Below are 14,447 nucleotides of genomic sequence, written 5' to 3' on the forward strand. Positions count from 1 at the left end.
CGGGTCAGCGAATCGCGAGTCGCTCCTTGCGGAGCTTGTCGACCTCGGGCAGATGCAGGGGTTCCAGCTCGTTCACACCCAAGGCGCGCATGAGCAGGAGGTCCGCAAGTTCGGGGTTGCGAGCCAAAGCGGGTCCGTGCATGTACGTCCCGATCACCGAACCCTGTACGACGCCTTCGAATCCGTCGCCGACGCCGTTTCCGATACCGTGGGTGACCCGCGCAAATCCGGAGGCCGAGCTGCCCAGAGTTGTTCCGCCGCGGTGGTTCTCGAACCCCGAGAGCGGCGCGGTGAGTCCGTCGATCAGCGGCTTCGTGATGACTTCGCCGATGGAGCGCTTCTCTTGCGGTGAGGTCGTGACATCGAGCATCGAGACACCTTCGACGCGTTCGCCGCTGGAGGTTTCGTACCAGTTGCCGAGCACCTGAATGGCAGCGCAGATCGCCAGAACCGGTGCGCCACGCTCGGCGGCGCGTTGCAGGCCAGGGTATTTCCCGAGGTGACGCGTTGCGAGGCGCTGAGCGGAATCCTCGGCGCCACCCAACGTGTACACGTCGAGCGAATCGGGGACCGGATCGCTGAGGGTGATGTCCACGATTTCGGCGTCGTAGCCGCGCATCCGCAGACGCTGACGCAGGATCAGGGCATTGCCGCCGTCGCCGTAGGTACCCATCACGTCGGGAAGTACCAGACCGATGCGAACTGTCGAGTCAGACATTGCGAGACTCCTTCGCGATGGCGGTGTTGAGGTCACGGAAGGCTGTGTAGTTCGCCAGTACCTCCACACGTCCAGGAGGGCAGGAAGCGATGGCGCGCAACGGGTCCGGATCGAGAGTGTGCTCGACGCCCGCGTACGTGAGGCGGACCGCGAGATCGGTTCCGCGTTCGCCCGCGGCCACTACCTTGACGCCTTCGAAGTGCTCGAACTTCACGTCCCACAGCCAGGAGAGGTCCTCGCCGTCCGGCACCTGACCGTTCACCGCGATCACGAGTCCGTCCACCGTGGGATCGATCATCGACAGCGCTTCCTGCCAACCTGCGGGATTCTTCGCGAGCAGCATGTGAACGGAGTGCGGCCCTACCTCGACGGTGCTGTATCGACCGGCGACTTCTTGAACAGTCGACGCGGCGGCAACTGCCCCGACCGGGTCTGCGCCCAAAGCCGCTGCGGCCGCTACGGCCTGAGCTGCGTTGCCGCGGTTGGCTTTTCCGGGGAGCGTCAACGTCATCGGAATCTTCAGGCCATCGGGGCCGTAGAGATTGTCGTCGTCGAGCCACCAGCTCGGCTCGGGACGCGCGAAGTCGGAACCGGTACTGCGCCAGTGCTTTCCCTCCCACACGATGGGTTCGCCGGTGCGCGGGCAGCTGACGGAATCGCCGGCCCAGCCGCCGCCGGCAGCAACCCACACGACGTTGGTGGCGTCGTATGCCACGGAGGTGACCAGTACGTCATCGCAGTTGGCGACGATCACCGCATTCGGATGCGCGTTGACGCAGGCGCGCAGTTTCCGTTCGATCATGTTGATCTCGCCGACCCGGTCGAGCTGATCGCGACTGAGATTCAGCAGCACGATCACTTCCGGGTTCACGGCGTCGGCTACGTGGGGGACGTGCAGTTCGTCGACCTCGAGCGCCGCCAGCGTCGCATCCGTACGCGCGGCCAGAGCGGCCACGATCCCGGCATCCATGTTGGCGCCGTCGGCCTGAGTCGCGACGTCACCGAGTGTGGCGAGCGCTGCAGCGGTCATACGCGTGGTCGTCGACTTGCCGTTGGTGCCCGTGACCACGACGGTGCGCTTGCCGCGTCCGAGCTGAGTCATGAGCGTCGGGTCGATCTTGAGGGCGATCAGCCCGCCGATCATCGAACCCTTGCCGCGACCGGCCTTCTGCGATGCCCAAGATGCTGCTGCGGCAGCTCGCATGGCGAGCTTTCCGCGCGCTGTGATCGATATTCCTGTTCCCACGGCCCGAGTTTGGCACAGGGCGTCGTCAGACGCCGAGTCGCGCCGGTGGTGAGGCCGTAGGTGTGTCCGAGAAAACAGTGTTCTCGGGGTTCTCGGGCTTGCGCCTCATCTGTGCGGCGCTCGCACCGGCAATCACGACGACAGCCCCGACCAGTGACAACGGGCTCGGGTCCTCGTGTAAGAACAACCAGGACGCGCCGATTCCCACGACCGGCACCAGCAAGGAGAGCGGCGCCACCATGCCGGCGGGATAGCGGCCCATGAGCATCGTCCAGAGCCCGGATCCGGCGATGGTGCCGAGCACGATGATGTAGGCCAGCCCGACCAGCGACGGCCAGGCGTCGGCGCTGAATGCGGTGCCGAGTGCGTGCCAGCCGACGGTTGGGCCTTCGACCACCGCGGACAGTGCGAGCATCGGCAACGGCGGGATGACACACATCCACAACATCAAGCGCATCGGTGCGGGCTCGCCGACGGTGTTCGCCGCGGCCAAGCGGCTGCCGAGATTGCCGAACGCCCAGGACAGACCGCCGAGGAGCGTGAGGATCACGGGTAACAGTGCTGCATGATGCGAACGGTCCCAGCCGATCAAGGACATACCGGCAACGGCGACGGCGATCCCGGAGACCTGCCAGACGCTGAGCTTCTCGCGGAGTAGGAACGCGCCGAGCAGGACAGTGAACGGCGCGGACGACTGCAGTACCAGGGATGCGAGACCCGTCGGCATCCCCGAGTGCATCGCCCAGAAGAGGAAGACGAACTGTCCGAATCCGAAACCGAATCCGTACAGCAACAGCCAACGGAGCGGTACCTGCGGACGCGGTACGAAGATGACGACCGGAATCGCGATGATCAGAAACCGCAGCGCTGCGAAGAAGAACGGTGGGAAATGATCCAGGCCGACGCGAATGGCCAGGAAGTTCAGACCCCACAAGACGATCACGGTCAGGCCGAGGAGACGGTCGCGGGGAGTCATGCCGTTAATCGTGAGCCGTACAAAGCATCAGAACAAGCGAATATAGATGCACTATCCATGTAGTTTTGCTACATGGATATTCGTCACTACATGGATGCTGGTCACTACATGGATGCTGGTCACTTGATAGACGCTGGTCAGTAGATGGACGCGACGCGCTTGCGAATCCTCCGCGAGCTTGCCGACCGCGGAACCGTCGGCGCTACTGCTCTCGCTCTCTCGATGACGCCGTCCGCCGTCTCGCAACAACTCAAGATCCTCGGACGTGAAGCGGGGGTCTCGCTCCTCGAGCCGGACGGGCGCACCCTGCGCCTCACGGACGCGGGTCGAGCGCTGGTGCTTCGCGCCGACGACGTGGTGGCGGCACTCGACCGGGCAGCTGACGAGATGGCGTCGTACCGAGGCTCGCCGCGGGGCATGGTGCGAGTCGCATTCTTTCCCTCCGGCGCGGCTCTCCTGCTGCCCGGTGTCCTGACGGCGCTGAAGAACTCGGATGTGGACATCGACGCCTACGACGTCGACAAACCGGCATCGGCCGTCCCCGGGCTGTTGGCCGATCACGACGTGATCCTCACTCACCGCGACGAACGCGGAGCAGAGACGTCGTTTCCCCGGGTCAGCGTGCAACCGCTGATGCGTGAACCGATCGATCTGGTGCTGCGGCCTGATCATCCACTCGCCGAGCAGGACTCGGTCCGGTTGGAACAATTGGCCGAGGAGAACTGGATCAGCGTGCGCGGCGGATTTCCGGTCGACGACGTTCTGTTGTCGGTCGCCTCCGTCACCGGGGTTCAGCCTCGCGTCGCTCATCGGATAAACGATTTCCGCGTCATCGAAGAGTTGGTGGCGGCGGGTCACGGCGTGGCGTTGATGCCGCGTTACGCGATCACGCATCCCGGAGTGTCGAGGAAACCGGTGGCGGGAGTGCGCGCTGCACGCGTTTATGAATTGGCAACTCGATTGCATATCGACCGTAGCCCGGCTATCGGAGTGGTGCTCGACGCCTTTCGCGACGTCGCGCGTGCTGTTGGTGAATGAACACAAAACGGGAGCGACACGATTAGTGTCGCTCCCGCTTCGGTAGCGCAATCCCCACTGATTATTGAGGGCTGATTAGTGGAGGGGGTTAGTGAGGGCCGGTATCAGGCGAGGGCCTTGGCCTTCAGTGCTGCGAATTCTTCTTCGCTGATGGTGCCGGCGTCGAGAAGTGCCTTTGCATCTGCGATGGATTCGGCCGGGGACTTTCCGGCAACCTCACGGATGTAGCTGTCCTGCGCGTTCTTGACCTGCTGCGCAGCCTCGAGGGACCGCTGTGCCATTCCGTCACTGCGAACGATCAGGTAGACGAGCGAGGTGAGCAGCGGAATGAAGAACAGGAAGACGATCCAGATTGCCTTCACCCAGCCGGAGGTCTTGTGATCGCGGAACAGGTCGGTGATGATCGAAAAGAGCAGGATCAAGTACGCGATGAACGCGAAGCTGATGATGATCAGCCAGAGGAAGTCCCAAAAGGAATCCATTGTCGAGCTCCATTTCACAAGTCGGATTTGTCTGAGCTGACTATCTCACGCGCACGTGGCGTCTGCATCATCCTCGACGGGTGAATTCTTTTTGTTAACTTCGCTACCGACTCTTTCGGGACCAATGTCATGCCGAATCGAAAACATGGACCGAAAATCTCTAGTGCCCTGAAAACGACCCTGGTCCCACCCGAAAATCGGGTGGGACCAGGGATTGTTCACGAGCAGGGTTTGTCAGGAGCTGAGTGTCAGCTGGCGCGGTTCACTGCCGAGACCACGGCGCGCAGCGACGCAGTGGTGATCGACGTGGCGATACCCACACCCCAGACGACAGTGCTCTGACCCTCCGGTCCCGTCACGGCGCACTCGACGTAGGCCGCAGCCTGGGCGTCGTCGCCGGCGGACATCGCGTGCTCGGAGTAGTCGAGGACACGAACGTCGAAGTTGATGCTTCCCAGCGCGTCGACGAAGGCAGCGAGCGGGCCGTTGCCGGTTCCCGAGATCTCCTGCTCCTTGCCGTTCACCTTGACGATCGCGGTGATCGCATCGGTGCCGCCGTCTTCCTCGGACGCGGTGACCTTCTGCTTCATGCGCTCGAGCGGGGTGATGGGAGCGAGGTACTCCTCGTGGAAGACGTCCCACATTTCCTTCGGCGAGACCTCGCCGCCCTCGCCGTCGGTGATCTTCTGGACCGACTGCGAGAACTCGACCTGCAGACGACGCGGCAGCACGAGACCGTGATCGGCCTTCATGATGTACGCGACGCCGCCCTTGCCGGACTGCGAGTTCACGCGGATGACGGCCTCGTAGCTGCGGCCGACGTCCTTCGGGTCGATCGGCAGGTAGGGGACCTGCCAGAGAATGTCGTCGACGTCGGAGTTCTGGCTGTCGGCGTCGACCTTCATGGCGTCGAGGCCCTTGTTGATGGCGTCCTGGTGGCTGCCGGAGAACGCGGTGTAGACCAGGTCGCCGCCGTACGGATGACGCTCGGCCACGGGCAGTTGGTTGCAGTACTCGACCGTGCGACGGATCTCGTCGATGTTCGAGAAATCGATCTGCGGGTCGACGCCGCGCGTGAACATGTTCAGAGCGAGGGTCACCAGGCAGACGTTGCCGGTGCGCTCGCCGTTGCCGAACAGGCAGCCTTCGATGCGGTCCGCTCCGGCCTGGTAGCCCAGCTCGGCTGCAGCGACGCCGGTGCCGCGGTCGTTGTGGGGGTGCAGCGAGAGGATGACCGAATCGCGGCGAGCCAGGTTGCGGTGCATCCACTCGATGGAGTCGGCGTACACGTTGGGCGTGGCCATCTCGACGGTGGCGGGCAGGTTCAGAATGACCGGGTTGGCAGGCGTCGCACCCAGGGTTTCGGTGACGGCGTCACATACTTCCTTGGCGTACTCGAGCTCGGTGCCGGTGTAGGACTCGGGGGAGTACTCCCAGCGCCAGTTCGTGTCCGGATACTTCTTGGACTCGGCCAGGACCAGCTCGGCGGCGTCGGTGGCGATCTTCTTGATCGTGTCCTTGTCGGCGCGGAACACGACGCGGCGCTGCAGGATCGAGGTGGAGTTGTAGAAGTGCACGATCGCGTTCTCGGCGCCTTCACAGGCCTCGAACGTGCGCTTGATCAGTTCGGGGCGCGACTGCGTCAGCACCTGGATGGTGACGTCGGACGGGATGGCGCCGTCTTCGATGATCTCGCGAACGAAGTCGAAGTCCGTCTGGCTCGCAGACGGGAAGCCGACCTCGATCTCCTTGTAGCCCATACGAACCAGGAGATCGAACATGCGACGCTTGCGCGCCGGGCTCATCGGATCGATCAGCGCCTGGTTGCCGTCGCGCAGGTCAACGGCACACCACTGGGGTGCCCGGTCGATGATCTTGTCCGGCCAGGTGCGGTCGGGCAGCGTGACTGTCTCGACCTCTTCGGCGAACGGGCGGTAGCGGAACGTCGGCATCGACGAGTTCTTCTGCGTGTTCCATTCAGGCTGGTCGGAAGGTGCCGGCTTCGTGGGCGGGGTGATGGTGCGAGTGCCGGTGGTGAATGCGTCAGCGGGGGACATGGGTGTGATCTCCAGGATTGTGGACCCGGCCTGATGACCTGTTGGTCAAGACCATGAGTCCGGAAGGCTTGGTCGACCGGCGCACAAAAACCCCGCGGCGGGAGGCCAGTCTGGATCAGACCCCGTCGCGGCAACCAAGAAGGAGTGCGCGCTGCATGCACAGCACTCTACTCCTGGATTTCGCGAGAAATCGGTGGGGTTCGCCCTCATGTCCGATTTGTCGCCGAATTGTGCTGCCGTTTCAGCCTCGAAAATGGTGGACTGTCGTCCATGGATCCCCGAATCGCCGTGGCGAGCACGTACCTCGACGCGCTCCGCAGTCACGATGGCAGTTCCGTACCGCTGGCTCCGGACGCGGTACGTCACGAGGTCGGACTGAAGACAGGGTTTTCGGGGAATCATTTGCGGCGCAGCCTTTCCGGAGGTCCTCAGTATCGCGTGATCCGCGATATTCGTGAGGTGGAGTGGACGGTCGACGGGGATGACCTGACGGCTGACTACCTCCTTGACGCCGGATTGTTCGGGCGCAACCTGATGACCGTTCGGGTTATCGAGACTTTCCGGATACCCGCTGACGATCACCGCATTCACCGCATCACCGCAAAGATCCGACCGGCGCGCGCCAAGCACACTTGATGCGTTCGATCCGCTGGATCGTCTGTTCACTACTGATCGTTCTCGCCGGTCTCGGTTCCGCCGGCTCGGTGCTCGCGCTGTTCGTCCACACCCAGGTGAACGACACCGACAGCTATGTCGAGACGGTTGCCCCGTTGGCTTCCGACCCTGCTGTCCAATCGGCGGTCGTTGACCGGCTGACCGAGGAATTGACGCAGCGGTTGGACGGTTTTCCGCAGGTATTGACGAGACAGGCCGAGAGACTGGTTCAGGAGGCGGCTCGGTCGTTGGTCTCGAGCGACCAGTTTGCGACGCTCTGGACTGCGGCAAACCGTCAGGCCCACGCGCAACTTGCTTCGATGGTGACCGGCCGAGCGACCGACGGCATCGTTCGCGCCGACGAGAGCGGAACCGTCACCGTGTCCCTCGAACCCGTCATGACAGAACTGAGGACGAACCTGCACGATCGCGGATTCACCGTCGTCGATCGCCTCCCGACTCTGGATCCGCAGTTCGAGATCCTGCACTCCGACGAGCTGGTGCGGGCCCAGGACTTCTCGAACACTCTCGACCGAGCAGCGGCCTGGCTGCCGTGGGCGTCGGTGGCCTGCGCGATTGCGGCCGTCGCCGTTGCATCGAGGCGAATGCGCGCGCTGTCCCTGGTCGGGCTGGCGACGGCGGTGGCGATGATCGCCCTGCTGGTGGCGCTGGCCGTCGTGCGTCGGGTCTATTTACAGAATTCAGACATGCCGTCATCTGAGGCGGCAGTCGCGGTGTACGACGCGCTGGCAGTTTCGCTGGTCAGCAGTATCCGCGTGCTTCTCGCCTGCGGAGTTGCCGTCGCGGTGATCGGTTACGTTGCCGGCGGTTCGCGTTCTGCGACGTTGATGCGAGCGCGGATCTCGCAACTGATCCCGCGCGGATCTGAGGCGAACAGCAGTACGCATCGGGAAGTCCCAGGACCACCTCGGTAAGCTCGACCTCTGGTATCTGTAAACAATTTCGACCTGGAGGTAGAAACGCGTGGCTCTCGTCGTCCAGAAGTACGGCGGATCCTCGGTGGCAACCGCCGAGCGCATCCGACGAGTCGCTGAACGGATCGTCGAGACCAAGAAGGCCGGCAATGATGTCGTCGTCGTGGTGTCAGCGATGGGCGATACCACCGATGAGCTGCTCGATCTGGCTCAGCAGGTGTGCCCTTCCCCGCCGGCCCGTGAAATGGACATGCTGCTGACCTCGGGTGAGCGCATCTCCAACTCCTTGGTAGCGATGGCAATTCACTCCCTCGGCGCCGAAGCTCGTTCGTTCTCGGGCTCACAAGCCGGAGTCATCACGACCGGCAGCCACGGAAACGCCAAGATCATCGACGTCACGCCCGGCCGTGTTCGCACTGCGCTCGACGAAGGCTCGATCGTTCTGGTCGCCGGATTCCAAGGCGTCAGCCAGGACAGCAAGGACATCACGACGCTCGGACGCGGTGGCTCGGACACCACAGCCGTGGCGTTGGCAGCTGCGCTCAACGCTGACGTCTGCGAGATCTACACCGACGTCGACGGCGTTTTCTCCGCCGATCCGCGCATCGTCCCCGACGCTCACCGCCTCGAGACGGTTTCCTTCGAGGAAATGCTCGAACTCGCAGCATGTGGCGCCAAGGTGCTCATGCTCCGGTGCGTCGAGTACGCCCGTCGTTACAACGTGCCAGTGCACGTCCGTTCGTCATACACCACCAAGCCCGGAACAATCGTGTCCGGATCGATGGAGGACATTCCTGTGGAAGAGGCCCTGATCACCGGAGTCGCGCACGATCGCGGCGAAGCCAAGATCACCGTTGTCGGATTGCCGGACACACCGGGACACGCTGCCAAGGTGTTCCGCGCAGTCTCCGACGCCGAGATCAACATCGACATGGTGCTGCAGAACATCTCCAAGGTGGAGACCAACAAGACGGACATCACCTTCACGCTGCCGACCGCCGACGGCCCCCGCGCCGTCGAGATCCTGACCAAGCGTCAGGAAGACATCGGCTTCACGCAGATCTTGTTCGACGATCACATCGGCAAGGTTTCTCTGGTCGGCGCCGGAATGCGGAGCCACCCGGGCGTCACCGCCACGTTCTGCGAGGCGCTGGCCAAGGCTGACATCAACATCGACCTCATCTCGACCTCTGAGATTCGCATCTCAGTGCTGGTCAAGGACACCGAATTGGACGACGCTGTACGTGTCATCCACGACGCTTTCGGGCTCGGTGGCGAAGAAGAAGCAGTAGTACACGCTGGAACGGGACGGTAATTTCTCATGACGACTATCGCTGTTGTCGGTGCGACCGGTCAGGTCGGCATCGTCATGCGCACTTTGCTCGAAGAGCGGAACTTCCCCGCGGACAAGGTGCGGTTCTTCGCATCGGCACGCTCCGCCGGTAAGAAGCTGCCCTTCCGCGGCGAAGAGATCATCGTCGAGGATGCGGCCGCCACGTCGGACGAGGATCTGAAGGGCATCGACATCGCCCTCTTCTCCGCTGGTGCGACGCTCTCTCGCGCCCAGGCTCCGCGTTTCGCTGCTGCCGGAGCAACGGTTGTCGACAACTCTTCGGCATGGCGCAAGGATCCCGAGGTTCCCCTCGTGGTCAGCGAGGTCAACCCGCAGGACACAAAGAACCTGGTCAAGGGCATCATTGCGAACCCCAACTGCACCACCATGGCAGCGATGCCGGTGCTGAAGGTTCTGCATGACGAAGCCGGTCTGCAGCGCCTGATCGTCTCCAGCTACCAGGCGGTGTCCGGTAGCGGCATCGCCGGCGTCGAGGAACTCCTCGGCCAGGTGCGCGCCGTTGTCGGCGACGCCGAGAAGCTGGTTCACGACGGCAGTGCTGTCGACTTCCCGGCCCCGAACAACTACGTCGCCCCCATCGCGTTCAACGTCCTGCCTCTCGCAGGTTCGTTGGTCGACGACGGAAGCGGCGAGACCGACGAGGATCAGAAGCTCCGTAACGAGAGCCGCAAGATCCTCGGACTTCCCGATCTGCTGGTTTCGGGCACGTGCGTGCGCGTTCCCGTCGTGACCGGGCATTCGCTCGCGATCAACGCAGAGTTCGCGAACCCGCTCTCGGTCGCTCGTGCAAAGGAAATCCTCGCCGACGCTCCGGGCGTCGAGCTGGTCGAGGTTCCGACGCCGCTGGCCGCTGCCGGCGGCAACGCGTCGCTGGTCGGTCGCATCCGTCAGGACGAGGGTGTTCCGGAGGGTCGCGGACTCGCGCTCTTCGTCTCGGGTGACAACCTCCGTAAGGGTGCCGCTCTCAACACGATTCAGATTGCCGAGCTGTTGGTCGGCTAGACATTTGTTCGGTATCGGCCCCGCACCTGTTGAAGGTGCGGGGCCGATGTCGTTTCGACAGGGAGTGCTAGTCGAGTTCGGAAATGGCGACCAGCCCGCCGAGGTAGTCGGCATCCGAATACGCTTTGGCGAGAAGCACTCCGAGTTCACCAAGGGCTTCGTTGTCGCCGCCGTAGGCAACAAACGTGCCGGCTTCAGGATCGGTGCCGAACCGGCCTTCCAGGTGTGGCGCATCGCGGCCTACCACTGCGTGGGCGACCGAAGCCCAGTCGTAGCCGGAGCCTTCGAAGCCCTCTACCTGCTCGAATACCGCAGCCACCTTGCCGAAATGCTGGTCGGTGAGCATCAGTGACCAGTTGCCCGGAGACGTTTCGAAAAGCTGCAGCGGTTCGATCGATGGTGATGTCATGTGTGTATTGAAGCAGATCCGACCGACAGGTTTCAGTCGTCTTCTAGCGACCTACCGACTGGGCGAGAGCTACGGCGAAGCTGGAAAGTCGTTCTCGGGTATAGGTTTCGGGGTCACTCACCGCCAGCCGTCCGAGCATTTCGGCAAACGACATCATCGTGTGGGCGAGGAGAACGGGGTCCAGTCCTTCGAGTTTCGACTCGAGAGCGATGCCGGCTCGCGCCAGTTCTTCGGCGCGCGCGAAAACCGCTCCGCGAGAGAGCTTCAACAGACCGTGATACTCGCTGGGTGCGTTCTCGACAGACGTGAGAATCAGTCGCCAGCGCGTCGGGTTCGCGAGAACGGCGTCGACGAAGGCTCCGACGGTCCCGGTGTACGACGCGGCTGGGCCGAGTTCGCTCAGATCTGTCGGCATGGCTTCGAGCACCTGAGCGATGGCTCGCTCGTGCTCGCGGCGCAGCAGTGCGGCGACGAGATCGGTCCTCGTATCAAAAATTGTGTAGAGGACGGGCTTGCCGACGCCGGCTTCGGCGGCGACTGATTCCATGCTGAGGTTGTGCAGGCCAACGCGGCCGGTGACCTCGAATGCTGCGTCGAGGAGCTGTTCGCGTCGTTGCTCGGGCGCCATGCGCGGAGCGTACTTTCGACGCGGCGTGTCCGTTGTGTCTGACTGTGACCTGGTCATCGTGTGCCTCACCTCCGCTCCCACCCTAATCTGCCAGCCGCTTCTCCATGAATCATACGCAACCGTTGTATTCGACGTCTGCAATTGTTACGGTGGCGTTGTATTCGAAGGGGTGCTCAGTGAGGCGCCTCTGCCGAGATCTCGAGGAGAACAACCGCTATGAGAGCGCCGAATGATCTGTTGCTCCATCCCTCCACTTGCGATCGGCCGGAGTTCGACGCAACCACGCGGAGACTGCTGGGCGCGACCGTCGACTGGTTCGAGGCGCGTGGAAAGAGTCGGCTCCTGGCCGACTATCACGAGAAAACCTTCTACTCCGATTTCCTCGATTTCGCGGCGAAGGAAGGACTGTTCGCTACATTTCTGACGCCTGCCCGCGACAGCGGCGGAGACTCCGACAAGCGCTGGGATACCAGTCGTATCGCCGCGTTGTCCGAGATCCTCGGCTTCTACGGACTCAACTACTGGTACCCGTGGCAGGTGACCATCCTCGGTCTCGGGCCGGTGTGGCAGAGCGACAACGAGACGGCAAGGGCGCGAGCAGCTTCCGCGTTGACTTCCGGAGGTGTTGCGGCATTCGGATTGTCCGAGAAAGAGCACGGCGCCGACGTCTACTCCACCGACATGATCTTGACGTCGACCGGCAGTGGCGGCTACCTGGCCAGCGGTTCGAAGTACTACATCGGAAATGGCAACTGTGCCAACACTGTTTCCGTCTTCGGTCGCGTCGACGGGGTGGACGGTGCTGATCAGTACGTCTTCTTCTACGCTGACTCGGACCATCCGGCATTCACCGTGGTGAAGAACATCGTTCCGGCGCAGATGTACGTAGCGGAGTTCTCGCTCGCCGACTATCCCGTTGCGGCAGAAGATATTCTGCATACCGGTGAGGCAGCATTCAGTGCCGCACTCAACACGGTGAACATCGGAAAATTCAACCTGTGCTTCGGCGGAATCGGTATGTCGACACATGCGTTGTACGAGACGATCACACACGCGCACAATCGAATTCTGTTCGGCAATCCAGTCACTGCCTTCCCTCACGTGCGACGTGAATTCGTCGACGCGTACGCGCGCCTGCTGGCAATGAGGCTTTTCTCGGATCGAGCGGTGGACTATTTCCGTACTGCATCGCCCGAAGACCGCCGCTATCTCTTGTTCAACCCCGTCACCAAGATGAAGGTGACAACCGAAGCGCAGAAAGTGATCGGACTGCTCTCCGACATCGCTGCGGCAAAGGGTTTCGAGAAGGACAGCTACCTCGCGGTGGCGAAGATGGATGTCGACGGGTTGCCCAAACTCGAGGGGACCGTCGCCGTCAATCTCGCCCTTATCGCCAAGTTCATGCCGGCGTACCTCTCTGCCCCCGAGTCGTTTCCGGCGATTCCGACGCGCAATGACGCAGCCGACGACGAATTCCTGTTCCGTCAGGGCCCGGCACGGGGGTTGTCGAAGGTTCGATTCGATGACTGGCGAGCGGTGTACGCGAAGTTCGCGGATGTTCCCAACGTCGCGTTGTTCGTCGAGCAGGCAGAAGCGCTCGTGACCCTTCTGGCCGAAGCTGCACCGGATGCGGCGCAGCAGGCCGACTTGGACTTCGGCCTGGCGATCACTGAACTCTTCACCCTCGTCGTCTACGGCCAGTTGATCCTCGAACAAGCGAAGATCTTGCGATTGGACGAGGGACACCGGAACGGTGGAGTGGTGGATCAGATCTTCGACGTCCTGGTTCGCGACTTCAGTGCTGCAGCGGTGGAGTTGTACGGAAAACCCAGCGCCAGCGAAGGCCAACAACGGTTGGCCCTTGCATCCATTCGGCGTCCCGCGTTTGCGACCGAGCGATTCGAGTACGTCTGGCAGCAGGTTGTGGCTCTGTCTGGTGCATACGAAATGAACGGTGCTGGAGAAACGAACGGGGAGAATCGAAATGTCTGAACTGAACATGAATCGACCGCGTGAGGATTACGGCTTCTTCGGCCCAGGATCACCCAGTTGGAAAATTTGGGCAGCTCCGACAGCATTGATCGGTTTCCAGCGGTCAGTGGTGCTCGAGCACTTCGACCCCTTCCTTGCTGCCGCAGTGGCAGACATGAGCGGGATCTACAGCGATCCGGCCGGGCGACTCGACCGAACCTTGGCCTACTTCCTGACGGTCGCCACTGCCGACGGGCGGACGGCACTGGCCTTGTCCGACCATCTCATGACGGTTCACGCTCAGGCCACGGGCATCGAACCGATTACCGGAACTCGTTACAGTGCAAATAATCCGGCGTCACAGCTTTGGATCCACGTGACCGGTTGGCATTCGGTGCTCAAGTGCTACGAGATGTACGGGCCGGGCCCACTCTCCGCCGTCGAAGAGCAGCGGTACTGGGAAGAATGTGTGATCGCTGCCGAACTACAGACATGCAAGGCGTCCGACGTTCCATGCTCGCGAGACGAGGTACGTGAGTACTTTGCAGAAGTCAGGCCCAGATTGTGTACCTCCGAGCGTGCCAACCGGGCGATGCACTACTTGTTGAGAACTCCGAGAGCGCAGGGGAAGACGAAGTTCGCGACATTCAGCCGAGTGGTCGCGCCGGCCACTATCGCGACTTTGCCCGGCTGGATGCGAACGATGGGTGGGTTCGATCAGTCCGCGTTGTCGGACAGGGCAATTGCGCCCGCGGTGCGAACTGCGGTCCGGGTGGGCAGTTCACCGAAGAACATGACCACTGCTCTGAAAGTCATTGCGCCGATGACGGGCAAGGTGTTGGAGCGCCACCTGCGTGACGAGCAACCCCTTGACCCGAGGGTTGTCACTCCAGCGGAGATTCGGGAGCGATTCCCGCGAGCCACCAAGGTTCCACAGGCAGTCTGACGGATTCGCCACGGCCTGTGGGCTCCGTATC

The 14,447-nt window shown here is 62.5% G+C and carries 14 protein-coding genes; 7 read left to right on the forward strand and 7 right to left on the reverse strand.

Translation table 11 applies throughout. The features are described from left to right. Window positions 1–4: 4 nt before the first annotated feature. The 3 genes from QM716_RS23845 to QM716_RS23855 are packed head-to-tail and all read right to left on the reverse strand — an operon-like array spanning window position 5 to window position 2,940. Window positions 5–718 carry a type 1 glutamine amidotransferase gene (locus QM716_RS23845; RefSeq protein ID WP_283306605.1) on the reverse strand — a complete coding sequence of 238 codons (714 nt, stop codon included), beginning with the start codon at window positions 716–718 and terminating at the stop codon, window positions 5–7. Further along, on the reverse strand, window positions 711–1,964 hold the full coding sequence (locus QM716_RS23850) for a Mur ligase family protein (protein ID WP_283306606.1): 1,254 nt from the start codon (window positions 1,962–1,964) through the stop codon (window positions 711–713). The genes QM716_RS23845 and QM716_RS23850 overlap by 8 nt, the downstream gene beginning before the upstream one ends. Window positions 1,965–1,989: 25 nt before the next feature. Next, a complete protein-coding gene (locus QM716_RS23855) occupies window positions 1,990–2,940 on the reverse strand; it encodes an EamA family transporter (protein ID WP_283306607.1) in 951 nt (316 codons plus the stop codon). A 144-nt stretch (window positions 2,941–3,084) separates the two neighbouring features. Between QM716_RS23855 and QM716_RS23860 the strand changes: the two genes are divergently transcribed. Continuing rightward, a complete protein-coding gene (locus QM716_RS23860) occupies window positions 3,085–3,978 on the forward strand; it encodes a LysR family transcriptional regulator (RefSeq protein WP_283306608.1) in 894 nt (297 codons plus the stop codon). A gap of 104 nt (window positions 3,979–4,082) precedes the next feature. On the opposite strand, the gene QM716_RS23865 is transcribed toward QM716_RS23860, so the two are convergent. Further along, window positions 4,083–4,460, reverse strand: coding sequence for a PLDc N-terminal domain-containing protein (locus tag QM716_RS23865; protein ID WP_003943489.1), 378 nt, complete (start codon window positions 4,458–4,460; stop codon window positions 4,083–4,085). A 248-nt stretch (window positions 4,461–4,708) separates the two neighbouring features. Beyond that, window positions 4,709–6,517 carry a 2-isopropylmalate synthase gene (gene leuA, locus QM716_RS23870; RefSeq protein WP_283306609.1) on the reverse strand — a complete coding sequence of 603 codons (1,809 nt, stop codon included), beginning with the start codon at window positions 6,515–6,517 and terminating at the stop codon, window positions 4,709–4,711. Window positions 6,518–6,787: 270 nt separating this feature from the next. Between leuA and QM716_RS23875 the strand changes: the two genes are divergently transcribed. From QM716_RS23875 to QM716_RS23890, 4 genes are read left to right on the forward strand one after another with little or no spacing between them, the layout of a single operon-like run. Further along, a complete protein-coding gene (locus QM716_RS23875) occupies window positions 6,788–7,153 on the forward strand; it encodes a DUF8021 domain-containing protein (protein ID WP_283306610.1) in 366 nt (121 codons plus the stop codon). Further along, entirely contained in the window at window positions 7,153–8,106 is a 954-nt protein-coding gene (locus QM716_RS23880) for a hypothetical protein (RefSeq protein ID WP_283306611.1), read from the forward strand. The genes QM716_RS23875 and QM716_RS23880 overlap by 1 nt, the downstream gene beginning before the upstream one ends. 49 nt (window positions 8,107–8,155) lie before the next feature. Continuing rightward, window positions 8,156–9,421: an aspartate kinase gene (locus QM716_RS23885; protein WP_003943494.1), complete on the forward strand. Its 1,266-nt coding sequence runs from the start codon at window positions 8,156–8,158 to the stop codon at window positions 9,419–9,421. Between the two features lie 6 nt (window positions 9,422–9,427). Beyond that, window positions 9,428–10,462, forward strand: a complete 1,035-nt coding sequence (locus QM716_RS23890; RefSeq protein ID WP_283306612.1) for an aspartate-semialdehyde dehydrogenase — start codon at window positions 9,428–9,430, stop codon at window positions 10,460–10,462. Between the two features lie 67 nt (window positions 10,463–10,529). Here the strand turns inward: QM716_RS23890 and QM716_RS23895 are convergent, their stop codons facing one another. Together QM716_RS23895 and QM716_RS23900 are read right to left on the reverse strand one after the other, a co-directional pair. Further along, entirely contained in the window at window positions 10,530–10,871 is a 342-nt protein-coding gene (locus tag QM716_RS23895) for an Imm51 family immunity protein (RefSeq protein ID WP_283306613.1), read from the reverse strand. A gap of 43 nt (window positions 10,872–10,914) precedes the next feature. Further along, window positions 10,915–11,556, reverse strand: a complete 642-nt coding sequence (locus tag QM716_RS23900) for a TetR/AcrR family transcriptional regulator (protein ID WP_283306614.1) — start codon at window positions 11,554–11,556, stop codon at window positions 10,915–10,917. A gap of 138 nt (window positions 11,557–11,694) precedes the next feature. Here QM716_RS23900 and QM716_RS23905 point away from each other — a divergent pair, with 138 nt between their 5' ends. Both QM716_RS23905 and QM716_RS23910 read left to right on the forward strand, forming a co-directional pair. Next, window positions 11,695–13,491 (forward strand): acyl-CoA dehydrogenase family protein, encoded by a 1,797-nt coding sequence (locus QM716_RS23905; RefSeq protein WP_283306703.1) that lies wholly within the window; start codon window positions 11,695–11,697, stop codon window positions 13,489–13,491. Beyond that, window positions 13,484–14,416: an oxygenase MpaB family protein gene (locus QM716_RS23910; protein WP_283306616.1), complete on the forward strand. Its 933-nt coding sequence runs from the start codon at window positions 13,484–13,486 to the stop codon at window positions 14,414–14,416. Before QM716_RS23905 ends, QM716_RS23910 begins: the two co-directional genes overlap by 8 nt. Window positions 14,417–14,447 lie beyond the last annotated feature (31 nt).

The organism is Rhodococcus sp. IEGM 1409, assembly GCF_030056735.1.
In the GTDB taxonomy this organism is placed as follows: domain Bacteria; phylum Actinomycetota; class Actinomycetes; order Mycobacteriales; family Mycobacteriaceae; genus Rhodococcus_F.